We start from the raw sequence: 26,021 nt of genomic DNA, 5'->3' as shown, positions 1-26,021 counted from the left end.
CGGTTATATTAAGCCGTCTTATTTATGTTTATATGAGATCCTGCTGTATCAATTTTAATATCTTCTTGTAGTGATATATACTTTGATATATACTGATGATAAGGAGGTGATTTCTTATGTTGACTGCTAAATTATTTGAAAATGGACGAAGTCAAGCTGTACGATTGCCAAAAGAGTTCCGATTTGATGGGGATGAAGTGATTATCAATAAAGTAGGAAATATTGTAATGCTCGTTCCTAAAAATGATGAGTGGGGAGGATTTATTGCAGGGCTCTCCATGTTTACAGATGATTTTATGAATGATGGGCGAGTAGGGAATGATCGACAGGAGCGTGATTCTCTGTGAAATATATGCTCGATACAAATATATGTATTTTTGCAATAAAACAGAAACCTATGGAAGTAATTGAAGCCTTTAGAAAACATAAACCTAGTGATATTTGTATTTCCTCTATAACGTATGCAGAATTAATTCATGGTGTTGAAAAGAGTACCTACAAAGATAAAAATAGACTGGCATTATCTTTGTTATTATCATCTATTCAAATTCTTGATTTTAATGGTATTGCAGCAGAGGAGTATGGAAAAATACGTGCAGAATTAGAACTTGCTGGAACTGTCATAGGCATTATGGATATGCTAATTGCAGGACATGCTAGAGCTAATGACTTAATTCTTGTAACCAATAATAGTCGAGAATTTGCGAGAGTCAGTCAGCTACAGATTGAAGATTGGACAAAAGGATAATGATAGAATTTTTACATTAAAATGCCCTACATAAGAAGTATGTAGGGCATTTTTTTTAAATCGTATAATTATCGTGATCTTCTGCTTGTTGTTTTTTATAATGTTCTTTCACACCAGCCATGTCGATAATTTCTTCGCTTAAAGCGTCTGTATCGTCTGTATTTAACATGGAGTAGAAGGCCCATAAAATGATGAACCAAATTGGTGTAAATAATAAAGCAATGCGAGTATCTTCGTTTAATGCCAAAATAACGAGAATGAATACAAAGAAAGCAAGGATGATGTAGTTCATCACTGGGTATAGTGGCATTTTAAATGTTGATTGTGCAGCTAGTTCAGGATTTTGCTTTCTATATTTCATATGGCAAATGACCATCATGGCCCAAATGAAGATGAAACAGAATGTAGAGATAGATGTAATCATAACGAACACGGCTTCTGGCATAACGTAGTTTAGAACTACTGTAATGAGCAGTACCGCAGCAGAGAAGATAATCGCTTGATATGGAACACTGCTGTGGGTAAGGCGGCGCATCGATTGCGGTGCATGGCCTCGTTTGGCTAGGGCGTAAATCATACGGCCTGTACTAAAAATACCAGAGTTTGTAGCCGATGCAGCAGATGTGAGAACAACGAAGTTTACAATACCTGCTGCTGCCGTAATACCTACAGCTGCAAAGATAGCTACAAATGGACTGGCTGCTGGGTTAACAGCTGTCCACGGGTAAATACTCATAATAATGGCTAAGGAGCCAATGTAGAATAAAATAATGCGCAATGGAATGTTATTAATAGCCATAGGAATTACTTTTTCCGGATTTTCTGTTTCTCCTGCTGTGAGGCCTACTAGCTCAATACCTGTGAAAGCAAATACGACCATTTGGAAGGATAAGATAAATCCCATAGTCCCGTTAGGGAACCATCCTCCGTAATTCCATAAATTGCTAAATGCCGCAGCTCCTACGTCGGTGGTGAAGCCTGTGAAAATCATAATAAGGCCGATAATAATGAGAGATACGATGGCGACGACTTTGATCATAGCGAACCAAAATTCCATTTCGCCGAAATGCTTTACTGCCGTTAAGTTCATCAGCAATAAAGCGATTAAGACTAGCAAGGCTGGCACCCATTGCGGGAGCCACGGTATCCAGTACTGCATATAAAGGCCTACTGCTGTCAAATCTGCCATGGCTAGTGAAAGCCAGCAAAACCAGTATGTCCAGCCTGTAATAAAGGCTGCTCGATCGCCTAAATACTCTTCTACGAAGTCGATAAAGGAATGATGATTTAAATTAGATAATAGTAATTCCCCTAAAGCTCGCATAATAAAGAAACAAATAATGCCGGTAATTAAATAGGCAAAGAGTATGGATGGACCGGCTAAGTGAATGGCTCGGCCAGAGCCCAAGAATAGACCTGTTCCGATGGCACCGCCGATGGCGAGCAACTGAACGTGTCTGTTCTTGAGGCCCCGTTTCAACTGGTTATGTGTCGACATAGTAGAACCTCTTTTCTAACAATACTTACAACTAACACTGCTTAGCAATGAAACGACAAAAAGCTATGGGTATCCATAGCTTTTCGTGTCTTACTAGGCTAAAAAATATGTTTTATTCTATAATATCTATTACTAAATGTCAAATGTATTTTTACAGTGGACAATTAATAGGGGATACAAGTGAATGAATGTATATAATTGCCGTAAACATCAGGAGGGTAAAATAATAATCCCCGTACAGCCTAACACTAAGCTGTACGGGGATTAATTAGAGCGTTTACAAATGAACCGATTCTGGTTAGAAGAAAATATAACGAATCGCTACTAGAATAGCGAGTACATACATAATCCAATTTACTTCCTTCGGTCGACCCGCTACGATTTTAAGTAGTGGGTAAGCGATTAAACCAGCAGAGATACCATTCGCAATGCTGTAAGTAAAGGGCATTAATGTAATCACTAAGAACGCTGGAAAACCTTCAGTCCAATCGTCAAAGTTGATTTCTTTAATAGCGCCAAGCATTAATGCACCTACTAAGATAAGGATAGGAGAGGTAGCCGCTGTTGGCACTAATAGTACAAGCGGTGCTACGAATAAACAGATTAAGAATAATACTCCTGTCGTCACTGCTGTTAAGCCTGTACGACCACCAGCGCCTACGCCAGCGGCGCTTTCAATGAAAGCCGTAATAGTAGATGTACCTAACAGTGCACCAGCGCTTACACCGAGGGCGTCTACGGTCATAGCTTTACCAAGGCCTGGGAAAGATCCTGTTTTAGGATTTGCAATATTCGCCTTCGTAGCTGTACCGATAAGGGTACCCATGGAGTCAAAGAGTTCCACGAAAGTGAAGGAGAAAATGATTGTAATGAGGCCTAAATGTAAGGCGCCAGGAATGTCCAGTTCAAAGAACGCTGCTTTAGAAAAATCTGGCACAGCGAAGACTTGGAAATTGTCAGGCAATGTAGATAAGCCTGTCATATAGGAAATAATAGTAGTCACAATAACGCCGATCAATAAAGAACCTTGCACATTGCGAGCCATCAAAAGAGATGTAAAAATTAAGCTAAATAAAGCTAATAATGTGTTACCATCTTGCAAATTACCTAGTGTTAGTAATGTTTCGGATGCTGGTGGCACCATATTGCCATGGGTTTGTACAACTTGACCTAAAGAGTTAGGAGACAAACTAATGGAAATAGCCATAAGGCCAGATAATTTAAGGCCAATAATAGCAATGAATAAGCCAATGCCAACGGTGATGGCTACTTTCATAGAGGACGGAATGCCTTCTACGATCATTTGCCGCACCGATGTCAATGTAAGGACGAGGAATACAAGGCCTGAAATAAATACGGCGCCCAATGCTGTTTGCCAAGCGATGCCCATACCGAGTACAACGGTGAAGGCGTAAAAGGCTAGAAGGCCAACGCCTGGCGCTAACGCGATAGGATAATTAACGAAAAGGCCCATAGCAATCGTTACAAGGCCCGCCCCTAAAGCAGTAGCAATGAGAACAGCATCTTTATCCATGCCTGCAAGGCTTAAGATATTTGGTGCTAAAAATAGAATGTACGCCATTGTGATGAACGTTGTAATGCCAGCTAAAATCTCTGTTTTTACCGTCGTATTACGTTCACGGAGCGCAAATAACTTATCTAACATTAGATAATCCTCCTATGAAATTAAAAAGAACAAAACAATCATGGGATACTTTCTAGTGTACCATATTTCATCACATTTTTTGTATGAATTTATGATATACTAATAATATATTGAAAATTATAGTAGAAGGTGTATGATGAAAATTTCCACAAAAGGGCGTTACGCCTTGCGTATCCTGGCGGATATTGCAGAACATGGAACAGAAAAAAATGTGCCTATCCGTGAAATTGCAGAACGCCAAGGATTTTCAGATAAATATTTAGAAGGTATTGTAGCTCGCTTGTCTGCAGCAGGTCTTGTTAAGAGTGGACGGGGTAAATACGGCGGTTATCGGCTGGTGAAGAGTCCTGCGGAATATAATGTATATGAAATTTTATATGCTGCCGAAGATTCCATCGCTCTCGTATCTTGTTTAGAAGACGATGTAGAACCATGTCCAATGTTTAATGATTGCTTGACGGCACCACTATGGAAACATTTACAAAATGAATTCCGCCATGTGATGGAACGCGTGTCGCTACAAGATGTAATGGATCAAACATTATGAGTCGACCTATAGATGATAGTAATCGCGTCCTTATGGACGATAACAGTCGCGGCGGTATGCGCAATGTGTGGATCATTACGATCAGTATGACGGTCCTCGCCATTTGCTACACCATGATCGTTCCATTTTTACCCATCTATTTATTGGAATTGGGTGTGAACCATGATGAAGTAGCGCTGTGGTCGGGGCTTGTCTTTGGCATTACGTTCCTCATTGCGGGCATTATGGCTCCTATTTGGGGGAAGATTGCCGATAATCGAGGCAAAAAAATGATGGCTATCCGAGCAGGGGTGGCCATCGCTTTATCGTATATTATGATTGCTTTTGTAACGGATCAGTGGCAGTTGTTAATTGCCCGAGCCTTTCAAGGGTTTGCTAATGGCTTTTATCCGGCGGCTATGACGATGGTATCCCTTAGTGTAGAGGAGAAACGAGTGGGACAGGCACTCGGTATTTTCCAAATCGGTCTTGTCCTGGGCAATGTAGTAGGTCCTTTTCTAGGAGGAGCTACTGAAAGTCTCGTTGGCATGCGGCCTGTGTTTTTTATCGCTGGTGCCGCGGTGTTCTTAGCTACATTGGCAGTATGGATTTTTGTGAAAGAACCACAAATGACCATCACCGAAGGGGTGGATCGGACAAAGTCTTATACGAAAGATTTACCAGCTAATGCGAACCATCAAACGGCGTCAAAACACGTGAAACACGTAGTCCCTACAGATGATGAAAAAGAAGTCCTTAAAGAAGATACAGGGCGAACATCGATATGGGATGATTTTAAACTAGTTAAGAATAATCCTGTGCTAGTGCGATTGTTATGGATTTATTTCTTTATGCAATGCGCTATGCTCATGGTACAACCGATTTTGGCGCTCTATATTGGATCTATGCAAGGCACTATGGACGAGGCGGCTATCGTATCTGGTACAATACTTAGTATTGGCGGTATTGCGGGCGCTTTGACGACAAATGTTTGGGTTCGTGTAGGTGAGAAAAAAGGTTATTTTAAAACTATCTCCTATTGCATGATGGGCAGTGGTATTGTGTTGCTACTTCAAAGTATGCCTTTAGGAGTATGGTGGTTCGGCATATTACAAGTTATTATTGGCTGTTTCATTGTTGGTATTAACCCATCTTTAAGTGCAGCCATTACTATTAATACGGACCCTAGCTTTAGAGGGCGCATGTTCGGTATGACTACGACGGCACAACAATTTGGATCTATGGTAGGGCCTGTATTTGCCAGCGTCGTATCTACTTGGCTAGGCTATCCCTTTGTATTTGGATTGTCTGCCTTATTGCTGCTCTACTTGGGAGCGAAAGCGCTTAAGTTATCGAACGCCTATGACCATAAAGGGTAATATTCGATTGATTGTATTCCGAGTAACCAAAAGGTTGCTCGGAATTTTTGCTTGTAAGGTTCTATTTTGAGAGATGTGGGAAGGCATAAGACACTAAATCTACATTGAGTCCCTGATTATCTCCGACTATTTCCGCTTATAACCATCTCTTTTTGTAATATACCAATGGATAAGCCTTACAAATCGTTAATCTTGCTTATAACATAGCCGTTAATATTAGGGCTTGTCGATGTAGACAGTGACGATTTTTCCATAGCCATATACATCTTCAAAATGTACTCAACTTATAGAGAAAACGACGTATACTAATCTATAGATAGGCTGTTTGGTGTAATTAGAGGAGGTACTATGGACTTGATGCAAACGAAGTTAGATCATTTAGGAATATTGCTCCTTATTTGGCGTAGGCACTTAAATTTGACGCAAAAAGAACTAGCCCGTACTACAGGATTCATGCAACCTTACGTTAGTGGCCTAGAAAAGGGGACTATCGACCCTCGGTTTACTACGCTCTGTCGCATGACAGAAGGACTTCATATACCGTTATCTCTATTTTTTGAAGGGCCTAATGGGTATTGGGCCTATCCATCGCATTGTAAGGCCGTAACATTAGTATCGGACGACGCGGATCGTATTAATTTACTATAGAATTGATTCTTTGAATTTGTTATAATAAGACTATTGATAAAGCTGTAATGGCAGTGTTAAGGAGGCAAAATCGTGGATTTAATTCAAAATTTAAAAGACCAAGTAAAACCGTTAGGTAAAAAAATCGTGTTGCCTGAATACCATGATGATCGTGTATTGTTTGCAACTGAAATTATTTTGAAAGAAGGGTTCTGCACACCTGTATTAGTGGGTAATCCTGCAGATATCGAAGCGGCGGCAAAAGCAGCAGGTGCTTCCATAGAAGGGGCTGAAATTATCGACCCTAATCATTATGACCGTTTCCAAGAAATGGTAGATACTTTTGTAGAATTGCGTGCTAAAAAAGGCATGACTCCTGAAAAAGCAGAAGAAACAATGAAAAAAGATGAATTGTTCTTTGGCGCTATGCTTGTTCGCCTTGGTGTTGTTCATGGCATGGTAGCTGGTTCTGCAAGCCCTACTGCTAATGTATTGCGTGCTGCCTTACAAGTGGTAGGTACAACACCAGGTCTTAAAACTGTATCCTCTTCCATGATTATGTTTACAGATAAAAAAGAATATGGTGATGAGGGCATGTTAATTTTCTCTGACTGCGGTGTGTTGCCTAACCCAACATCTGAACAATTAGCAGATATTGCAGAATCCACCGTTGAAAAAGCTCGCCGAGTAGCTGGCATGGCTGATCCTCGTGTATCTATGTTGTCTTTCTCTACTAAAGGTTCTGCATCTACACCAGAAGTAGACAAAGTAGTAGAAGCTGTTAACATTTTGAAAGAACGTAATGTAGACTTCAAATTTGATGGTGAATTACAATTAGATGCATCCATCGTTCCTTCTGTAGCAGAGCGTAAGGCTCCTGGCTCTCACGTAGCAGGTAAAGCTAATATTTTAATCTTCCCTGATCTTCAAGCGGCAAATATTGGCTATAAATTAGTACAACGTTTTGCTGATGCAACAGCTATTGGCCCATTGATTCAAGGTTTGGCACAACCTATCCATGACCTTTCTCGTGGCTGCTCCGTACAAGATATCGTAGAAGTATCTGCTATCGCTGCTGCTGAAAGTAACTAATAATAGAAAATCAATATAATAAAAAGGTGATGAACCCGTAGAATGGTTCATCACCTTTTTGTTATGTTAGGGTACTACCCATTTTGTACTGCGGTAAAGCGTTGGCGACCAAAAGCGTGGTTTTTGATTTCATCCACTAAGATTGATGCATATGTGTCATAAGAGATGTAAGATTGGCCTTTATTATTTACGATAAAGTTTTCTGCACCTAATGTGTAGTCACTAGTTTCTGGGCCTTCTGCGTCGAATTTAGCAGCAGGGGAGAAGAATGTCCAATCTACTGTGGAGAAGCGACGTAAAATGTCGATAGCATTGCCTTGTGCTTTCGCAAGACCGAGGTATTCTTCGGGAAACTCTGGTGTATCGTATAATTGCACTGTGTGATCTTCGTCTACGTACAAGCTGCCAGCACCGCCTACAACGATAAGGCGAGTCTTTGTATTAGCCAATGCTTTTACCAATAATAATGTTAAGTCCGTTTGTAAATGATAGGTTTCTGGAGCAAATGCACTCGTTGCGTTAACTACAACATCGAATTGTGTTAATTCTTCTTTTGTTAAAGCTAGTGCATCTTTTACGATAGTAGGGATGCCTTCGATAGCACCTTCGCGGCGTACGACGCCTGTTACTTGATGACCTGCTGCAAGAGCTTTATTTACAATGCGACGACCTGCATTACCATTAGCACCGATAAGTAAAATATTCATGATTCATGTCCTCCTCGTGAAAGCCTTCCATACGATATAGCTTTCTGTAAAACTTTTTTCTCAATTGTAACCTGTTCAGTGTATAGGCTCTGTTGTGTTAGTGTTTTCAGAAGGCCTATACGTCGTGGTTACCTGATGAGTTTATTATAGATAGGTGCCTATACTTTGTATAGTAGAATTATTTTAGATAGGTACTATCAAATATGATAGAAATAGGACACATAGAGGCTAAAAATTTTTCGAAATTTTTAAAATAATTTGTACCTATAAAAAAGATACTATAAAATGCTTGCATAATGAAAAATATGTGGTATCATTTGTACAAACTAAAATCATAGATAAAGGAGCGATATAGATATGGCAGAACAGTTAGTGAATATCCACGATTTAGTGGGCAGGTGTCCCTTTGCAACGAGTCAAAAGTTATTGAGCGGTAAATGGGCGCTCCTTATTATGCATGAATTATCAGAAGGACCGGTTCGTTTTCGCGAGCTAGAACGGCGATTACATCCTATTACGCAGGCTACTTTAACAAGAGCGTTGCGACAATTAGAAGATGATGGCTTAGTACACCGTGAAGTGTACGGCACCATTCCACCTAAAGTAGAATATAGTTTGACCTCAGTAGGTGGAGAGTTTAAAGAAGTTCTTATATCCTTAGGATCATGGGGTAATAAATATATTGATTTTATGAAAGAAACGGGACGTATATAAATATCTTGTATAAACATATATATCTATTCTATATAGACATATGTAAAAACATCCGATTTACAAACATTATGTAAATCGGATGTTTCTTTCTTTATTTCATTACTATATGATTTTATCTATTAGCCTTTGAATGCATTATATAAGCTAGAAATACCAGAAAGGATAAAACCAGCGCCAATTACATACATAGTAGCGATACCAAATGCAAGTGGATTGATGATGAGGAATAAACCGAAAAGGAAGAGTAAAATAGAAAGTAATACGATAGACGTAGTACGCATGGATCCGGATTTGATAAATAGTAGAATGCCGTCAATGATGAGCCAAATACCAAGTGTAATAGGGATTACGAGCGGTAAAATAGCAAAGCCCCCAGATACTAAGAAGAAAGCAAACAAGGCACTAATGAAGGCGCTTAATAAGTACCAACCGCTGCGGAATTCTTTAGGGAGTGCGAAGTAACGTACGAAGTTAGCAATGGCATTAAACAATAAGAAAATAGACATTACCCAAGCAAAGGCTAACAGATTTTCTACAGGGTTAGCTAATAAATAAGCGCCAATGATGATATTTAATAGCGCTAATAGAATGACTAAAACTTTTTTCATTATCTAATACCTCCTAAACCTGATAATGAGAAGAGCTACAATAAAGCTCTAATAGAAGAGATTATAGCATAATGTGTAATGCATTATCAACAATGCTTCTATTTAATACTATGACAAGAAATATGGTATAATTAAGAATACAGATGATATAAATTCTCAAATATATAGAGGTATTGATAATATGTTGCATGTAACGTTTTTAGCTCACAGTGGGTTTCTCGTAGACGATGGCACGCGTTGCTACGTCTTTGATTATTACAAAGATCCCCAAAATATAGTATGGCAATTGGCTAAGAGAGGGCGTGAATTATGGTTTTTCGTGAGCCATAATCATAGTGATCATTATAATCCATCTATTACAGAATTTGATGGTCCTACGACGCGATATATTTGTCACCAAGACGTACCCCTTGATGGGAAGGTGAGAAAATGCGTCACTTGCGTCCTGGTCAAGATGCGTTAGTTGGAGACGTATCCATTCATATGTACGGCAGTACTGATGAAGGCGGCTCCTTCTATGTCAAAACGGATACGTCTGTCTTCGATTCGCCATCTCTATTTCATGCAGGCGATTTAAATTGGTGGCACTGGCTCGGCGATACAGCGGAGAATAATAGAGAGGCGAAACAAATGGCGTGGCGTGAATTTAAAGAGTTGACAGGTCTCACTGTAGATGTAGCGATGTTCCCAGTGGACAACCGCTTAGAAGCCGCCCAAGAATGGGGTGTTATTGAATTTCTCCGTCATGTGAAAGTCAACAAAGCGCTGATTCCAATGCATCTTAATGGCCCATTGTGGCATCCATCGGTCTATTTTAAAGCGCTCTATGAAGATGTGCCGATTTGGCAACCTCAAAAAGATGGTGATGATTGTACCATCGACTAATTCAATTAACGTTTAGATAGATAATATTCTCTTGGCATTGGTGATAGCAGACACTGCATAAATCAGTGATATCTTAGATCAATCAAGTGATGAGTAATTAGGACTAATTAATGATAAAAACAAAACCAATGGCTACGCTATTACTTGTAGTGATGACTATTATATTTTTAATTGCATATCCGCAGCGACACGATGCTTTTTGGGCCTTCGTCATGCATGTATCAGGAGCTGCTATGATTGGTGGTCTTGCTGACTGGTATGCAGTGACGGCGTTGTTTACAAAGCCATTAGGGATTCCTTTCAAAACGGCTATTTTACCGCGTAGTAAAGAGCGGCTCATTCAAATGGGACGGACTATGCTCAGTGAAGAACTCTTACGAGTGCCGCAAATGTATTATGCGGTCAAAAAAGAGCGTGTCATGGTGCGTATCATTGAATATGCTATGAGTGCAAAGGGACAAAATCAAATTCGGGGCTTGTTACATGGCCTCGGTAATGAAGTGTTATCCCATATGGATATCGAACCTATGCGGAAGGAAATTAACAAAGCTATTTACAATGGTGTGTCTAATTGGAATGCTACGCCTCTTGTGATTCTTTTTGGTCGTTGTATGCTAGATCGAAAAACAGCCACTATATTTTGGCTCTATTTTAACCGTACTTGTCAGCGCGTCCTTGCATCGAATCAAGTATATCCCTATTTGTACCGGGTTATGCTAGATATTATAAAAAGCTATACGAAGGACTCCTTCTTCCGGGAATTAGCCATCGCCTTTGGTGGTGACGGGCTTTCACCAGAGCGATTGGTAGACATGGTACAACGTAAATCGGTGGCATTTCTGAAAGAAAACGAAGATCTTGATTCCCCTTTAGGTCGCTATGTGTGGGGACAGGCTATCAAGTTTTTTAACAATTTAGAAACGAATCGGGAGTGGCAACAATTCATTGAAGAACATAAAAACCTATGGATTAAAGCCATCTTAGAAGAGTGGGAAGACAAGTTAATTGACGGCAATACTGTGGACTGGTCGCGCATCATGGATATGGCTATGGAACGGATGCATCGTTTTGGTACAGATGTTCTATTAAATCCAGATAAACAAGCGCCGTTTGAACGATTTTTCTTGCTGCGGTCCATTATGTGGCTTCAAAAATTAAATCCTCTCATCGACCGCGTGGTGGCTTCCGAGTTATCTAACTACTCACCAGAAGAGATTACTCGTATTGTACGAGGTAAAATGTATTATGATTTGCAAATGGTTCGTATTAATGGTTCCCTCGTTGGTGCCGTATTGGGCGGCCTCTTCTATGGTCTTACAGAACTTGTGAAGGGGGTATTAGTATGAATAGATTTACTCATAATCCATTGATGAAAACCTTTCGTCGGATGACCTTGAAAGAGCGGGCCAACGCGATTTTAGCGATTACAGCTATCCTTTATGTATGTGTTTTTGTGGGCCAATTTGTGTACGGCCATGAAAGTTGGTATCAACCGCTATATTGGGCTGTTCAATCTGCCCTTATCGGAGGCGTAGCGGACTGGTTTGCGGTGACTGCCCTCTTTAGAAAGCCATTAGGATTTCCCTATCATACGGCGCTCATTCCTCGCAATAAAGATCGCCTTATCAACGGGGTCATTCAATTAGTACAAACGAAAATGCTCACTAAACAGCGATGTCGCGTGTTATTGGGGCGAGTTGAGTTTGTGCCAATTATTGAGAAATTTATGCTTTCACCAGAAGGACAGCGATCTGTACGATTGGTCATCCATCAAGGGTTACAACTGTTGTGGCAATCCCAAAATGCCACTGAATGGGGTCAATGGGGGGCGAAGCGAATTCGAGAATTGCTTAGCAAACAATCCCTCGTGCCTGTACTGAAGCACGTGTTGTTAGATTTGTGCAAATACAATAAGTACGAGCCGATGGTGGTGCAAGTCCTTAATGTGGTACAATCCCGTATTAATCATCCCGCTATGGTGACGTGGCTTACTGCAGTCGTAGCAGAAGAAGCGCATAAGAAAAAGAGAAAAAGCTTTCTCTCCGATTTTCTCATTACCTTCTCGGAAGCTACAGATGTCATAAATTATGAAGAATTAGCCCAAGCCATCGTGAAGGAAGCGTATGCTATGTTAGAAAACTGGAAGCGTCCTAACAGTCCAGAACGGACGGCCTGGTTACGCCAATGGATTGAACCGATTAGCAATATAGAAGACAATCGAGAAGTGTGCATAGCCCTTGATGCGGCATGGCAACGATGGATTGTTGAGCAAGATTGGGAAGCGGTTATTGAAAACCACATTTACCCATATATCGATGAGCTCCTTATCGTCGGCGATGAAAGGGGCGAAACACCAGCTCAAATTCTTTTGAATATAGCGTTAGAATTATGGACTGTGTATGGCAAAGACGACGATTTAAGAATGCGTATCGAACAAGCCTTACACGGAATTGGTCAATACGTATTAGAACAAGGATATGACCTTATTGAAACTGTCATTCGCCAAGTGCTTGGTAGTCTTAGTACGGAAAAATTCATTTACTTTATCGAGTCTAAAGTAGAAGATGATTTAAGTTGGATTCGTATTAATGGCGCTATCGTTGGTGCTGTGGCAGGCTTGATGACGTGGACCTTCTTAGAATATGTGTATACTCCTCTGTTGGCGATGTTTATGTAATAGTATAAATCTAATATATAACAATAAAAATAAGGGACTGTCCCTAGAGTGCGACTGTATCGCATTCTAGGGGCAGTCCCTTTTACGTTTTATAATAAGTCTATACTATCTCGTTCTGGTACGTCTTGTAGTGGTAAGGTAATGGTAAACGTCGTAAATACATTAGGTTTACTATTAGCTACAATTGTGCCGTGATGTAAATGTACAACTTTGTCTACAAAGTAGAGCCCTAAGCCGATGCCATGGTTCGATTTTTTGTTACGAGATTGTTCCGTTTGATACATACGGTTGAAGATTTGTTTTAAATGTTCTTCTTCGATGCCAATGCCATCGTCTGTAATTTCGATAACTAAATAGAAATTATTTTGTTTTGCCGTAATCTCAATGGTAGAGTGTGTAAATTTAACGGCATTATCAATCAAGTTTGATACCGCTCGACGGAGTGAGATTTCGTGACCTAATATAGTTAGATTATCGCTAATAGATGATTTAATAGTTATGTTTTTATCGGCACAGAGGCGTCGATAGTGATGGACCATGTTATTTAACAATGATGTAACGTCTACTGGTGCAATATCTAATTCGTAACTATTTTCTAATCGAGCTACATCGAGTAATTGAGACACGAGGGAAGACATAAATTTTGCTTGTTCAAAGATATGGGTCATACCTTCGCGCATTTCCTCTGGTGTTTTCGCGTATTTTAGGCCGTATTCGCTTTCTGCTTGGATGATCGATATAGGCGTTCTAAGCTCGTGTGATACGTCTGAGTTAAATTGTTTTTCTCGGTTCGATGAATTTTCTAAGCCCGACAACATGCGGTTGAAGGTGGTCGTCAATTCGTAGACTTCGTCTTTTGCGATATCTGGCAATTCAATGCGTCGGCTCAAGTCGTTATTGCGAGCGATGATTCTTGCCGTTTGCGTTAGTTTTCGTAAAGGTTTTAAGCCTTGTTTTACGAATAAGTAGCCCCCTACGGATGATATGAGGAGGGCGATGACGCTAACTAGAACGAGGGCGTAAATCGTATTGGCCCGTTTGTCCGTTACTTTTTGGCTCGTAATAGCCCGTAAGAAACCTTTGTAGTCTGCAGTGCTAATAGGAACGTCATAGTAATAGAAAGTGACACCATTGGCTTCGAGTTCACTTACTTGTCCTAACGATAAATTCGATTGGTTTGGGAAGCTATCTGGAATATATCCTTTTAGGATTACGCCATCTTGGGTATAGACGAGAAAAAATGTCCCTTCTTGGTAAGGCGTAAATTTTCGCATGTTTGTAGACATGACTAATGTTTGTTGCTGTAAGCGATTTCTAATTTCTGCTGCATCAGAAGAGTTGATGTAATTGTAATAGAATACGGACATAGAAATGATGAGTACTCCCAAAAACAGGGAGTACCACAACATAATTTTAAAAGTTAAAGGGATGCGGTTCCACAAATGGGCTAAGGCATCAGACATGGAATTTAAATCATGATGAGATGAATTATTCTTCTGTTCTGAGGACATATCCTACTCCGCGAACGGTTTGAATCAACTTAACATGTTTATCAGTATCGACTTTTTTACGAAGCTCTTTAATATATACATCAATTAAGTTGGAATAGCTTTCATAGTCATATTCCCATACATGGTCTAAAATTTGTTGACGAGACAACACGATGTTTTCATTGCTTGCTAAATAATAAAGCAAGTCGAATTCTTTCGCTGTTAAGGAAAGCGTTTCACCATCGCGTTTTACGGTGCGTTGTGGCACGTTAATTGTAAGAGGACCTACTTTGATATCGTTTTGTGCATGGCGCGTATTGCGGCGCGCCAATGCATAAATGCGAGCTGTCAATTCCTCTAAGTCGAAAGGCTTCACTAAATAGTCATCAGCACCTGTATTTAGACCTGTTACTTTATCATCTAAGGAATCTTTCGCCGTCAGTAGTAGGATTGGTGTTGTATTGCCTTCGTTGCGGATTTGCTCTAATGCGGTTAAACCGTCTACGACAGGCATCATAATATCCATGACAATCACATCATAGCTCGATGTGTTAGCATACTCAATGGTTTGTTGGCCATTGAAGCATGTGTCCACTGTCATGTTTTCGGCTCTTAAATATTTTGCCGTAATGCCATTCAGCATTTCTTCGTCTTCTACTAATAGTACTTTCATATGTAAAATCTCCTTACTTGCTGTGATTGCTTTGTACGCTCGTACGGTTCGTAATCGTACAACTTAATGAGTATATAAGTGTATTTAATTTTACTTTTAATATAACGGAATTATAAAAATCATGTTTATAGCATATGTTACACTCTATTTTACCACAAATAATCACTATATATCTGCAAAGAGATGAAAATAATTGAAAAAATCTTTAAAATAAACCGAAAAAGTATAAAAAAGACATAAAAAACTATATCGAAGATTGCCGTATACGCATAGATGAGGGGTATTTTGTTAATTTTGAAAGATTGAACTTCTTTTTTTATAAAAATATTTGAAAATAATTATCATTTGATAAAGGAGACGATATATCGATAGGTATTGATATAAAATGCAACTATTAATTCATAGTGAAGTATATGGGAATTAAAAAATATGGAAAGAAATCCATTTAAATTTGAAGAACAATCGGACTTACTGGATGAGTTGGTTACTGGGCTGTTAAGCTCATATATAATTTTATTCTACTACTTGAAAATCTTGAAAATGGGAGGGGTAAAGAAAAATATGAATTATACAAAAAGATAAGTAAATTTACAAAAAATATGAATTTTATTGTTTGCAATGGAATGGCAAAAACAGAAACTGATAAAAAATATCAATTGCAATCATTAAAATTAATTATGCATAATAAGATTTAGACAGACGGCAATTTGGCATCTATAATTATAGGTAAAGCTATAGAAAAATCGCATGTGTTTGAGATTTTTCTTTAAGGAAAAATGATTAGGTTATCAAAAATTTTTATGAGCTTCGAGTGAGCTTGAATGACGATAGTCTAATAAGTTTTCTTTTTATAGGTAGTTATGAGGAGGTCAATATGGAACAGTTTGATGTTCTAGTAGTAGGTAGCGGTGGCGCTGGTATGCGTGCGGCTTTAGAAGTAGGTCGTCGCAATGGCTTAAGTGTAGCTCTTATTACTAAAATTTTTCCAACCCGTTCAGCAACAGCAATGGCGCAAGGTGGTGTCAATGCATGCTTGAACAATGTAGCAGCAGAAGATACTGTAGAAACACATACTTTCGATACTGTAAAAGGTTCTGACTATCTTGGTGACCAAGATGCTATCGAATTCTTCTGTTCTCGTTGTCCAGAAGGGGTACTTGAAATGGACCACATGGGTGCTCCATTCTCCCGTACGCAAGAAAATAAAATTGCACAACGTAATTTCGGTGGTCAAACTTACCCACGTACTTGCTATTCTGCAGACAAAACTGGTCACGTTATTTTGCACACTACTTACGAGCAATGTTTGAAAGAAGGCGTGAAATTCTTGCAAGAGTGGTACCTTCTTGACCTTGTAAAAGATGCAAATGGTCGCATTGGCGGTGCGGTAGTATGGAATATGAAAGCCGGCAAAGTAGAACAAATCAAAGCAAAAGCTGTGATTCTTTCCACTGGTGGTGCTGGTCGTGTATTCTGGACTCGTACAACGAACCCATTCCTTTCCACTGGCGACGGCATGGCAGTTGCATTCCGTGCAGGTACTGCTTTGAAAGATATGGAAATGATCCAATTCCATCCAACTGGTCTTGGTCGTACTGGTATCTTGATGTCTGAAGCGGTTCGTGGTGAAGGTGGTTATCTTCTTAATGCTGAAGGCGAACGCTTCATGAAAAAATATGCGCCTAACAAAATGGAATTGGCATCCCGTGACGTTGTAGCAAAAGCAATTGAAGATGAAATTGCTGCAGGCCGTGGTTTCGGTTCCGGTCTTAATGCATACGTAGTAGCTGACCTTCGTCACTTAGGTCCTGAAGTTATTATCGAAAAACTTCATGGTATCCGCGACTTAGCATTGAGCTTCGAACATTGCGATCCATTGGTAGAACCAGTACCTATTCGTCCTACATGTCACTACATCATGGGTGGTATCGACGTAGTAGATTTCAGAACATGTGCTACTGAAATCCCTGGTTTGTTCTCCTCTGGTGAAGCATCTTGTATCTCTATCCACGGTGCGAACCGTTTGGGTGGTAACTCCCTTGCTGACGGCGTAGTATTCGGTAAAGTATCTGGTGCAGGTGCTGCTGATTACGCTGAAGCTAATGAACAACCTAATGTTGATGCAGAAATCGCTGCAGCAGCTAAACATTGGGAAGAAAAATTCACAGAAGTAACGACTCGCGAAGGCGGTCGTCCAGTAGTCGAAATCCGCGATGCATTGGCTAATGTAATGTGGAATAAAGTAGGCATTTTCCGTAATGAAGATGGTATTACTGAAGCACTTAATGAAATTGATAAATTAACGAAAGAATACGAAACTTGCTATGTAGGTGACCCTGATCGTACTTACAACATGGCATTCGTAAACTATTGTGAAATCGGCTCCATGCTGACAGTAGCAAAAGCTATTGCAATGGGCGCTTTACACCGCCGCGAATCCCGTGGTGCTCACGTTCGTGAAGATTTCCCTACGCGTAATGATGAAAGATACTTAAAACACTCTTTAATCAAATTGGGCGCTAATGGCGAATATGAGTTATCCGAACGCGACGTAGTGTTCACTAAATACGAACCACAAGAAAGGAAGTACTAAGATGAGACAAATCACCTATCATATTCACCGTTACCAACAAGGTCGCGCGTTTGTACAGACTTTCAAATTCGACTATGAAGCAGACCGTACAATTCTTTGGGGCCTTCAAAAAATTAAAGATACAATCGATCCATCTTTAACATTCGTAGCAGCTTGTCGTTCCGCAGTTTGTGGCGCTTGCTCCATCCGTGTAAACGGCGAAGCAATGCTCGGTTGCGAAGCTAAAATTGACGAATTAACTGCTCGTTATGGTACAGATGAATTGACTATCGCTCCAATTGGTAACTTCAACGTTATTCGTGACTTAGTAGTAGATTGGGAAGCAAAAGTTGATCGCCTCAAAACTGTGGCACCTTGGATCTTCTTGAAAGCTGAGTTCAACGAAGGGGACAAAATCGTTCGTCAAACTCCAGCAGATTTCAAAAAATTCGTTGCTGGTACAGAATGTATCCTTTGCGGTTGCTGTGCATCTGAATGTAACAAATTGACTGCAAAACAAGACGACTTCTTAGAGCCATATGTATTTACTAAAGCGAACCGTTTCGTTTTAGATAGCCGTGATGATGCACCTATGGCGCACATTGCACCAGCTTATGAAAATGGCCTTTGGAAATGCGTTCATTGTATGAACTGTATCTCCCGTTGTCCTAAACATTTAAAACCTGCTCAAGATATTTCCAACTTGCGTAAAGAAGCGTCCAAAGCTGGTCTTACTAACAACAAAGGCTTCCGTCATGCACAAGCTTTCAAAGACGATCTTTACAAAACTGGTCGCTTAAACGAAGTGTCTATGAGTTTGAAATCCGATGGTGTTGTTGATTCTGCAAAACAAGCATTCTATGCATTACGTTTGTGGAAACACAACAAAATCAATCCATTTGAACTCATCGTACCTCACAAACCAGTAAATGGTATCGACGGTGTTCGTCGCCTTATGAAAGCAGCTGAGGAGGTAAACAAATAATGAAATATGCATTTTTCCCTGGCTGTGTGCTTGAAGCTGCAGCAAAAGAAGACTACTTAGCAACTGTTGCAGTAGCTAAAAAATTGGGTATCGAATTAGAAGAACTTGATGGTTGGACTTGCTGTGGTGCGTCCCACGTTCAAGATATCTCCCCTGAAGTTGCTTTAGCTACTAACGCTCGTAATATTGCCTTAGCAGAAGAAAAAGGGTTAAACCTTTTAACTGTATGTAACACTTGTACTTTAATGCTTCGCGAAGCTAAAAATGAATTAGATAAAAGCGAAAAAGAAAAAGAAGAAGTGAACAAAAAATTAGCTCAAATCGGTAAACAATACCGCGGTAATATTGATATCACTCATTTCTTATGGGTATTGATTCGCGACTACGGTTTGGACAAATTGAAAGAAAAAATCGTAAAACCATTAACTGGTTTACGTGTAGCTGAATATTATGGTTGTCATATTCTTCGCCCTCAAGAAGAAATGGGCTTCGAAGATTATCAAATGCCTACATCTTTAGCTGATTTGATTACTGCTATCGGTGCTACACCAATCGACTTCTCTCGTAAACTCGATTGCTGCGGTTTCCATGCTGTATACCCTGCACATGATTCCGTAATGCAAATGACTGGCTCCATCAATAAAGATGCAGCTACAGAAGGTGCTGATTGCGTAGTAACTCCTTGCCCACTTTGCCAAATGCAATTGGATATGTTCCAAAAAGAAGCAAAAGCAGTAGTAGGTGCAGACACTGATATGCCAATCTTACATATGTCTCAATTAGTTGGCTTAGCATTAGGTATTTCCCCAGAAGAAATGGGTATGCCTAAACGCCACTTAACTGATACTGCAGCAGTAACTAAATTCGTAGGTTAATTCCTAAGAATACAATATTATACTTAGTTCTCCCTTATAACTAATATAATGCAGAAGGGGCTGTAACAGAACGCTAATTATAGATGTTCTCGTTACAGCCTCTTTTGTATTTCTGCGGTGGTGAGGGTCTTTTCTTTATGGTAGAATAGAAAGTATATAGCTACTATAGTAGTTAGTTAGTAGCGCCTATACTTTCAGAAAAGAGAAGGCGCTGAGTTAGTATATAGAAGTTGAGGTAAATCAAGTGGACTATATTATTGCCTTTATGGAAACCTACGGGTATACAGCTATGTTTATTGCTATGGTGCTAGAAAATGCCAATGTACCGATTCCTAGTGAAATTATATTAGGCTTTGCAGGCTATTTGGTGGCCCAAGGAGTATTCGAAATGAATACGACCATTGTGGTCGGTACTTTAGCAGGTATTGTGGGATCGGTATTGTCCTATTGGATGGGGGAATACGGTGGTCGCCCATTATTGTTAAAATACGGTAAATACGTGTTCTTTAATGAGCATAAATTTGAACTAGCAGAAAAATTATTCAACAAACACGGTGGGACAGCTGTATTTGTAGGCCGTTTATTGCCAGGTATTCGTACATTTATTTCCTTTCCTGCAGGTATGGCGCGCTATCCAATGTGGCACTTCATCATTTGGACTATTCTTGGGACCATACCATGGACAATTTTGCTCGTCTATCTTGGCAAAGTGTTAGGTGATAATTGGCAAGATTTGATTGAATATAATCATGAATTATTAATTGTTATGGTAGTTGTATTCGTTATTATTGCTGCATTCTTTGGCTTTAAATACTATCGCAACCGACGTAAATCGTAAGGAGTTTTTATGAAACTATTTCGTTTAACGCCTGTATTATTTATTGTTTGGCTTTTGTGTTTTGTCGTAGGGAACCACATTTTACCCGTAACAGATCCTGTTGAATCAAATTATGCTTTAACGGCGAAAGAAATGGTCTTATCCGGTGATTGGTTGTCCCCACAAATTTATGGTACCTATTGGTTTGATAAGCCTATTATGATTTATTGGCTCATTGCGTTGTGCTATAAAATTTTTGGTTTCGCTGATTGGGTGCCGCGCTTGCCAAGTGCTATATTTGGTGCGTTATCAGTAGCTACTATGTTCCAAGCGGTTCGCTATATTAGTGGTCGCTGGTTAATAGGTTTGTTAGCCTCATCCATTTTAGGCACATCTCTGATGTTTTGGGCAGTGGCTCATGGTATCATTACCGATATGGTACTGCTCTATACGACGATTATGGTTATGGCCTATGCTTATATCGGTTTAACTGAAAACTCGCCGAGAGCCATGGTCATTGCGTATATCTTTTCTGGATTAGGCGTTCTTACAAAGGGCCCTGTAGCCCTCGTATTACCTGGGGCAATACTATTTGTTTTTGCTCTTATGAAGCGTTCAAAGCATATCTTTGCGCGCCTCTTTGATTGGCGTGGCATTTTGGCTTTCCTCATCGTTGTATTGCCGTGGTATGGTTATATGTATAGTACGCATGGTCAAGACTTTATCGATGGGTTCTTAGGTTTACATAATGTGACGCGTGCCACTCAGTCAGAACATCCAGAAGATAATGTATGGTGGTATTACTTACCTATCTTCTTGGGTGCCTCTTTACCGTGGACAGGTGCCGTTATTTACGGTATGATAGTAGGATTTAAAGAAAAACAACCGTACTATGTGTACAATATGTGTTGGGGCGTGGGCACAGTCTTGTTTTACACCTTGATGGCTACGAAATATCCTTTGTATACGTTCATTAGTGTGGTTCCTTTCAGTGTTATGGCTACCATAGGCGTTGTGAAAGCTATTTCACCAGAGCGGCCCCGTTATGTATGGTGGATTGTTATGGGGCCTACATTGCTCTTATGGGTTGCTTTCGTAGGAGCTACTTTTGTAGCGCCATGGGGCTATTACGGATTGCTTTATGTTTTTGCTTCTATGGCTGTTATTGCTTTGTTATGGTTCTGGTGGCAACGAAAAGCCTATTCCTTATTGGCTACCATCGTTATTGGCTCTATCTTTATTTCCTCTGTAGTCGTTGTAGAAGGATTATCTAGTTTAGTGCGTCAACGCAGTTCAGTAGAAATTTTGCCTATCATTGAAAGCTTTAACGGTGATATTTATTACTTTAATGGGTATAGTGCATCTGCGGTGTACTACACAGGTAAAGATATTGTTAAAATTAATGGTAATGAAAAAGACGATAAAAAACGAAGCGAAGAGTGGGATAAAAAATATCTTATGGAGCAAATCGGAGAGGATGATTTTGTAAAAGTCTTGTCGCAAGGTCCGGCGAAGATGATTATCGTTCCTAAAGGAGAATTAACTCGTTTTAACAACTCCTCTATTGCACCGTACGCTACGATGTATAGCACCGTAGGACGTAGCACTATTTATGTGTTACATGGTGCACAGTAAGATGACAGTTATCCTATAAAAATTTCTGTTATAGGAAAAGCCATAGACTTATTTTAGAGCTAAGTCTATGGCTTTTATTTTGCTTATATGTTGGAATATCGCATATTTTTAAAAGGAACAAAGTCTTATGAACGATATAGGTGATTTATTATTGCCACATATATGAAATATCTGCTATAATGGTACATCATGGAGAGGTGTCCGAGTGGTTTAAGGAGCTGGTCTTGAAAACCAGTGACTCCGCAAGGGGCCGTGGGTTCGAATCCCACCCTCTCCGCCATTAAATTAATATCATATACTATTTATTTACCTCTATTAGTGTAACTAGTAGGGGTATTTTTATTTACATTATGGCAAGTAATTCATATAATAATAAATAATTGATATATTGAAAGGAGTTAGTATGGGGAGACTTAATTTTTCTAGAACGCAATTGTTAATTTTAATCAGTGTATGGCTTACGTTTTTGATTAGTTTCGTAGTCCGGTTGTCTTGGTCTTCGGTGATGCCTATCGTTAATGAAGCGCTGAACTTTACGCCGCAAATGGGGACGTCGTATTTATCGGCCTTCTATTTGGGGTACGCATTGGCGGTACTACCAGGCGGTATATTGGCGGATCGCATCGGTTATCGGAAGACGATTTTATTCAGCTTACTTAGCATGTCTATTGTAACGGCCCTTATGAGTACCATCGATAGTTATACATACGGATGGGTATTGCGCTTCTTGCTTGGCATTGCATCTGGTCCTGTACAAGCATCTTGCTTAAGTGCATTAGGGGATCATTTTGGACCGAACCAACGTGGTGCAGCGGTAGGGATTTTCATGAGTTGCACCTCTTTTGGTATTACGACGGTTAACTTATACGCACCTGTTGTGGCCACTTATTACGGTTGGCAAATGGCTTTCCTTGTGACAGCGGCATTACCTCTATTAGTGTTATTATTGAGTTACTTTACAGTACGCAAACCGAGTGCTGAAGTTTTGGCGCAACGTGCACTAGAAGATGGTGGTGTAGACCTGACAGAGAAACCATCTTTGAAAGATAACTTGCGTCATATCCTCCAGAATCGAAATATTAAATTCCTTGCTATTGCAGGGTTCTTCGCTACTGGTACGACGTGGGGCGTAACGCAATGGGCCAATTTATATATGGTAAAACAGCTTGGTGTAACGGCAATTTACGCAGGCCAAGTGATGAGTGCTTTCGGTACAGCAGCTTTGATTGCAAAACCGACAATCGGTATTTTATCGGATTTATTGCCTATTAAGAAAAACCACTTAGCAGCTCTCGTTATGTTCTTATTTGCACCGGCGTTGATTCTTTTTGCGAGTACTACCAATGTAGATATGCTCTTCATTGTAGGGCCTATTTTGGGGGTAGGGGCTTTTATGCATAGCGCCCTTACCAATGCTCTTGTGGTGCAATCTGCAGAACCGCGTTTGCGCGGTACGACAGCAGGTTTTGTTAATTTATTTAACCAAATCGGCGTAATGTTAGCGCCTATGTTGTTGAGCCAAGTGTTGACTTTCACAGGGAACTATCAATATGCGCTCATGTCCATCGCTGTAGCCCCTGTACTAGGCGCTATTGCGTTGTTCTTCGTTCGTTTGCGGAAAGACTAGGAAACTATCAGTATATCATGTAAGGCATTTTGCTCTTTCAGGGCAGAAAGGAGGCAACCTATGGTTCGTATCGGTCAAGCTGTACTCGGCGAAAAAGGTACTAAAATTTGTATCCCTATCGTGGGAGTGACAGAAAAAGAAATCTTAGATGCTATTGATGTAGCTTGTAATTTAGCATGCCACATCGTAGAGCTACGCATAGATTATTTTGAGCGGGCTCGTTCTATGGACGCGATCATTCAATTGTTAATGCTCATTAAACCGAAGTTGAAGGGTCGTGGGTTGCTCTTTACATGGCGTACAAAAGGGGAAGGTGGGGAAAAGACGATTTCCACAGAGGAGTATTTCACTATGTTGGAACGTCTGATTCCGACAGGCCTCGTAGACGCTATTGATATTGAATTGTTCTTTGAACAAGAGCGGATGGTGCGGACTATTGAGTTTGCTAAGATGCACAATGTTACTGTTGTTATGAGTAATCATGACTTTAACGGCACGCCTGAAAGGGAAGTCATTGTAGGACGTTTATTGAAGATGAAAGAATTCCATGCCGATATCCCTAAAATTGCTGTTATGGCGCGCACTAGCGGTGATGTGCTCAATCTATTAGCAGCAACGGCAGAAGTAAAGTCCCTCTATCCTAATGATCCACTCATTACGATTGCTATGGGGCCATTAGGAGCCGTTACGCGGGCTTGTGGCAGTGTTTTTGGCAATGCTATGACCTTTGCCTCTGCCGGTAAAAGCTCCGCTCCAGGACAAATCGAAGTTCACACATTGAAGAAAATCCTCGATGCTATCGATGTAGATGGTATTTTTGATGAAACACAACATAGAAGTAAACGCATTCATTAGCAAGATGTTTCTGTGCTATCCATTATATTGAGATAGTACGCCATATTTTGAAAAACTAAAAAGGAGCTGTAACCGATGTGGTTAACCCACATGTTAGTTACAGCTCCTTTTATACTGCTTTGCTATCTAGTATGAGTAGAAAACTCCTCTACAATGGTAGCCACTGTTTCGTCTAAATTGCGATCGTAATCGACGATGACTTGTGCAAAGGCTTCGTACATCGGAGTGCGAATGGCTTCGATTTCTCGCAGTTTTTCTACACCTCCTGTAGAGAGAACGCGGCCTTCTGTTTCTAGATTTTCTACGGCTGTTTTCAGCTGGTAAATGCGGCCATTTTGTCGTAAGTGAACAAAGTTCTTTGGCACCGTCACGCAGCCGCCTCCCGTAGAAATGATATGACCAGATTCTTTGGCCACTTTAGCGATCATATCTGTTTCCTTGAGACGGAATGCTTCCTCGCCGTGTTCTACGATATACGCAGAAATATGGCCAATTTCTTTTTCTAGTTCATGGTCGATATCTACCCAAGGGCGATTCATAACATCACTTAAGGCTTTACCTATTGTCGATTTACCGACTCCAGGCATGCCGATGAGAATAATGTTTTCTGTTTCTTTTCGGATATCCTCTAAGATTGATTGAATCTCTTGGGCGCCGAAGCTTTCACCTTGGAAATGATTGGCAGCCACTACGCCTTGAGCAACGAGGAATGGGAGACCGTCAGAGTAAGGGATGCCCATCATATCTGCTTGTAACAAGAGCACTGTACGAGTCGGATTATAGATGAGGTCTACTACGCCTTCTACTTTCGTGAATTCCGTCAAGTCAATTAAGTTCGATGGCCCATGGGGATACATGCCCACTGGCGTGCAGTTGATGATGACTTCTGCGGTGTTGTAAAAGCGTTCTGCATCGCTATAGAGTGGTTCCATATGACGAGATAGATGAATAATCTCACGGGCTCCTAAATCCTCTAAAGCAACGTGTACTGTTTGAGATGAAGCGCCATCTCCTAAGATGAGGCATTGTTTGTCTTTCACAGAAATGCCTGCATGTTCTAAGGTATAGACAAAGCCATCATAATCTGTATTGTACCCGTACCACTCATCATTGGTGCGCACCATTGTATTGACGCAGCCGATGCGTTTGGCTCGGTCATCGATGTGAGCACAGTAATCCATGGCTTGAATCTTGTAAGGAATAGTAATATTAATCCCTTGCAATGTAGGATCGTTAAAGAAGTTCGCCAATTCGCTCGGTTCTTTTTCGAACAATTGGTAGTCGTTGTTCCCTAAGGCTTTGTGAATGCGAGGAGAATAGCTATGGCCCAATTTGCGGCCTAGTAAACCAAATGTCATAGCGCCT

The 26,021-nt window shown here is 40.3% G+C and carries 23 protein-coding genes, 1 tRNA gene and 1 pseudogene; 18 read left to right on the top strand and 7 right to left on the bottom strand.

The genetic code is table 11. The annotated features are described in order from the left end of the window. Window positions 1–116 precede the first annotated feature (116 nt). On the top strand, window positions 117–347 hold the full coding sequence (vapB, locus tag NFR29_RS04695) for a type II toxin-antitoxin system antitoxin VapB (RefSeq protein ID WP_251423981.1): 231 nt from the start codon (window positions 117–119) through the stop codon (window positions 345–347). Between the two features lie 5 nt (window positions 348–352). Beyond that, complete coding sequence (vapC, locus tag NFR29_RS04690; RefSeq protein WP_277612505.1) at window positions 353–748, top strand: type II toxin-antitoxin system tRNA(fMet)-specific endonuclease VapC; 396 nt, start codon at window positions 353–355, stop codon at window positions 746–748. Window positions 749–803: 55 nt separating this feature from the next. Here the strand turns inward: vapC and NFR29_RS04685 are convergent, their stop codons facing one another. After that, a complete protein-coding gene (locus tag NFR29_RS04685) occupies window positions 804–2,246 on the bottom strand; it encodes an amino acid permease (RefSeq protein WP_251423976.1) in 1,443 nt (480 codons plus the stop codon). Between the two features lie 298 nt (window positions 2,247–2,544). After that, on the bottom strand, window positions 2,545–3,912 hold the full coding sequence (locus tag NFR29_RS04680) for an NCS2 family permease (RefSeq protein WP_251423973.1): 1,368 nt from the start codon (window positions 3,910–3,912) through the stop codon (window positions 2,545–2,547). Between the two features lie 136 nt (window positions 3,913–4,048). Here NFR29_RS04680 and NFR29_RS04675 point away from each other — a divergent pair, with 136 nt between their 5' ends. The 4 genes from NFR29_RS04675 (at window position 4,049) to pta (ending at window position 7,536) form a co-directional block, all read left to right on the top strand. Continuing rightward, window positions 4,049–4,459 (top strand): RrF2 family transcriptional regulator, encoded by a 411-nt coding sequence (locus NFR29_RS04675; protein ID WP_251424051.1) that lies wholly within the window; start codon window positions 4,049–4,051, stop codon window positions 4,457–4,459. Next, window positions 4,456–5,817, top strand: a complete 1,362-nt coding sequence (locus NFR29_RS04670) for an MFS transporter (RefSeq protein ID WP_251423970.1) — start codon at window positions 4,456–4,458, stop codon at window positions 5,815–5,817. The genes NFR29_RS04675 and NFR29_RS04670 overlap by 4 nt, the downstream gene beginning before the upstream one ends. A 348-nt stretch (window positions 5,818–6,165) precedes the next feature. Then, a complete protein-coding gene (locus NFR29_RS04665) occupies window positions 6,166–6,465 on the top strand; it encodes a helix-turn-helix domain-containing protein (RefSeq protein ID WP_251423967.1) in 300 nt (99 codons plus the stop codon). Window positions 6,466–6,537: 72 nt separating this feature from the next. Then, entirely contained in the window at window positions 6,538–7,536 is a 999-nt protein-coding gene (gene pta / locus NFR29_RS04660) for a phosphate acetyltransferase (RefSeq protein ID WP_251423965.1), read from the top strand. Between the two features lie 74 nt (window positions 7,537–7,610). Here pta and NFR29_RS04655 read toward each other — a convergent pair whose 3' ends face one another. Beyond that, window positions 7,611–8,243, bottom strand: a complete 633-nt coding sequence (locus NFR29_RS04655) for an NAD(P)-dependent oxidoreductase (RefSeq protein ID WP_251423962.1) — start codon at window positions 8,241–8,243, stop codon at window positions 7,611–7,613. Between the two features lie 357 nt (window positions 8,244–8,600). Between NFR29_RS04655 and NFR29_RS04650 the strand changes: the two genes are divergently transcribed. After that, window positions 8,601–8,957, top strand: coding sequence for a winged helix-turn-helix transcriptional regulator (locus NFR29_RS04650; RefSeq protein WP_251423959.1), 357 nt, complete (start codon window positions 8,601–8,603; stop codon window positions 8,955–8,957). A 119-nt stretch (window positions 8,958–9,076) separates the two neighbouring features. On the opposite strand, the gene NFR29_RS04645 is transcribed toward NFR29_RS04650, so the two are convergent. Beyond that, window positions 9,077–9,565, bottom strand: a complete 489-nt coding sequence (locus NFR29_RS04645) for a DUF308 domain-containing protein (RefSeq protein WP_251423956.1) — start codon at window positions 9,563–9,565, stop codon at window positions 9,077–9,079. A gap of 181 nt (window positions 9,566–9,746) precedes the next feature. Between NFR29_RS04645 and NFR29_RS04640 the strand changes: the two are divergent. The 3 genes and pseudogenes from NFR29_RS04640 (at window position 9,747) to NFR29_RS04630 (ending at window position 13,127) form a co-directional block, all read left to right on the top strand. Then, a pseudogene (locus NFR29_RS04640) lies at window positions 9,747–10,450 on the top strand (MBL fold metallo-hydrolase). A 110-nt stretch (window positions 10,451–10,560) separates the two neighbouring features. Then, complete coding sequence (locus NFR29_RS04635; RefSeq protein WP_251423953.1) at window positions 10,561–11,796, top strand: DUF445 family protein; 1,236 nt, start codon at window positions 10,561–10,563, stop codon at window positions 11,794–11,796. Beyond that, window positions 11,793–13,127, top strand: coding sequence for a DUF445 domain-containing protein (locus NFR29_RS04630; protein ID WP_251423951.1), 1,335 nt, complete (start codon window positions 11,793–11,795; stop codon window positions 13,125–13,127). The genes NFR29_RS04635 and NFR29_RS04630 overlap by 4 nt, the downstream gene beginning before the upstream one ends. A gap of 89 nt (window positions 13,128–13,216) precedes the next feature. Here the strand turns inward: NFR29_RS04630 and NFR29_RS04625 are convergent, their stop codons facing one another. Both NFR29_RS04625 and NFR29_RS04620 read right to left on the bottom strand, forming a co-directional pair. Next, window positions 13,217–14,638 carry a sensor histidine kinase gene (locus tag NFR29_RS04625; RefSeq protein ID WP_251423948.1) on the bottom strand — a complete coding sequence of 474 codons (1,422 nt, stop codon included), beginning with the start codon at window positions 14,636–14,638 and terminating at the stop codon, window positions 13,217–13,219. Further along, window positions 14,616–15,290, bottom strand: coding sequence for a response regulator transcription factor (locus NFR29_RS04620; protein ID WP_251423945.1), 675 nt, complete (start codon window positions 15,288–15,290; stop codon window positions 14,616–14,618). Before NFR29_RS04620 ends, NFR29_RS04625 begins: the two co-directional genes overlap by 23 nt. A gap of 874 nt (window positions 15,291–16,164) precedes the next feature. On the opposite strand from NFR29_RS04620, the gene NFR29_RS04615 reads away from it, so the two are divergent. From NFR29_RS04615 to aroD, 8 genes are all read left to right on the top strand, one after another. Then, window positions 16,165–17,883: an FAD-binding protein gene (locus NFR29_RS04615; RefSeq protein ID WP_251423942.1), complete on the top strand. Its 1,719-nt coding sequence runs from the start codon at window positions 16,165–16,167 to the stop codon at window positions 17,881–17,883. Between the two features lies 1 nt (window position 17,884). Then, window positions 17,885–18,847, top strand: a complete 963-nt coding sequence (locus tag NFR29_RS04610; RefSeq protein ID WP_251423939.1) for a succinate dehydrogenase/fumarate reductase iron-sulfur subunit — start codon at window positions 17,885–17,887, stop codon at window positions 18,845–18,847. Continuing rightward, window positions 18,847–19,722, top strand: coding sequence for a CoB--CoM heterodisulfide reductase iron-sulfur subunit B family protein (locus NFR29_RS04605; protein WP_251423937.1), 876 nt, complete (start codon window positions 18,847–18,849; stop codon window positions 19,720–19,722). The genes NFR29_RS04610 and NFR29_RS04605 overlap by 1 nt, the downstream gene beginning before the upstream one ends. A gap of 244 nt (window positions 19,723–19,966) precedes the next feature. Then, complete coding sequence (locus NFR29_RS04600) at window positions 19,967–20,560, top strand: DedA family protein (RefSeq protein WP_251423934.1); 594 nt, start codon at window positions 19,967–19,969, stop codon at window positions 20,558–20,560. Between the two features lie 9 nt (window positions 20,561–20,569). After that, window positions 20,570–22,174 (top strand): ArnT family glycosyltransferase, encoded by a 1,605-nt coding sequence (locus NFR29_RS04595; protein WP_251423932.1) that lies wholly within the window; start codon window positions 20,570–20,572, stop codon window positions 22,172–22,174. Between the two features lie 191 nt (window positions 22,175–22,365). Further along, window positions 22,366–22,454: transfer RNA gene (locus tag NFR29_RS04590), tRNA-Ser, on the top strand. Window positions 22,455–22,577: 123 nt separating this feature from the next. Beyond that, on the top strand, window positions 22,578–23,801 hold the full coding sequence (locus tag NFR29_RS04585; protein ID WP_251423929.1) for an MFS transporter: 1,224 nt from the start codon (window positions 22,578–22,580) through the stop codon (window positions 23,799–23,801). 60 nt (window positions 23,802–23,861) lie between these two features. Beyond that, the gene (gene aroD / locus NFR29_RS04580) at window positions 23,862–24,656 is read left to right on the top strand and encodes a type I 3-dehydroquinate dehydratase (RefSeq protein WP_251423926.1); all 795 of its coding nucleotides are present in this window, start codon (window positions 23,862–23,864) and stop codon (window positions 24,654–24,656) included. Between the two features lie 122 nt (window positions 24,657–24,778). On the opposite strand, the gene NFR29_RS04575 is transcribed toward aroD, so the two are convergent. Then, window positions 24,779–26,014, bottom strand: coding sequence for a shikimate kinase (locus NFR29_RS04575; protein WP_251423923.1), 1,236 nt, complete (start codon window positions 26,012–26,014; stop codon window positions 24,779–24,781). Window positions 26,015–26,021 lie beyond the last annotated feature (7 nt).

Source organism: Veillonella agrestimuris (genome assembly GCF_943193065.1).
Taxonomy (GTDB): Bacteria; Bacillota; Negativicutes; order Veillonellales; family Veillonellaceae; genus Veillonella; species Veillonella agrestimuris.
The sequence above is the reverse complement of the archived record's forward strand: the minus strand, read 5'-3'. Positions and strand labels throughout refer to the sequence as shown.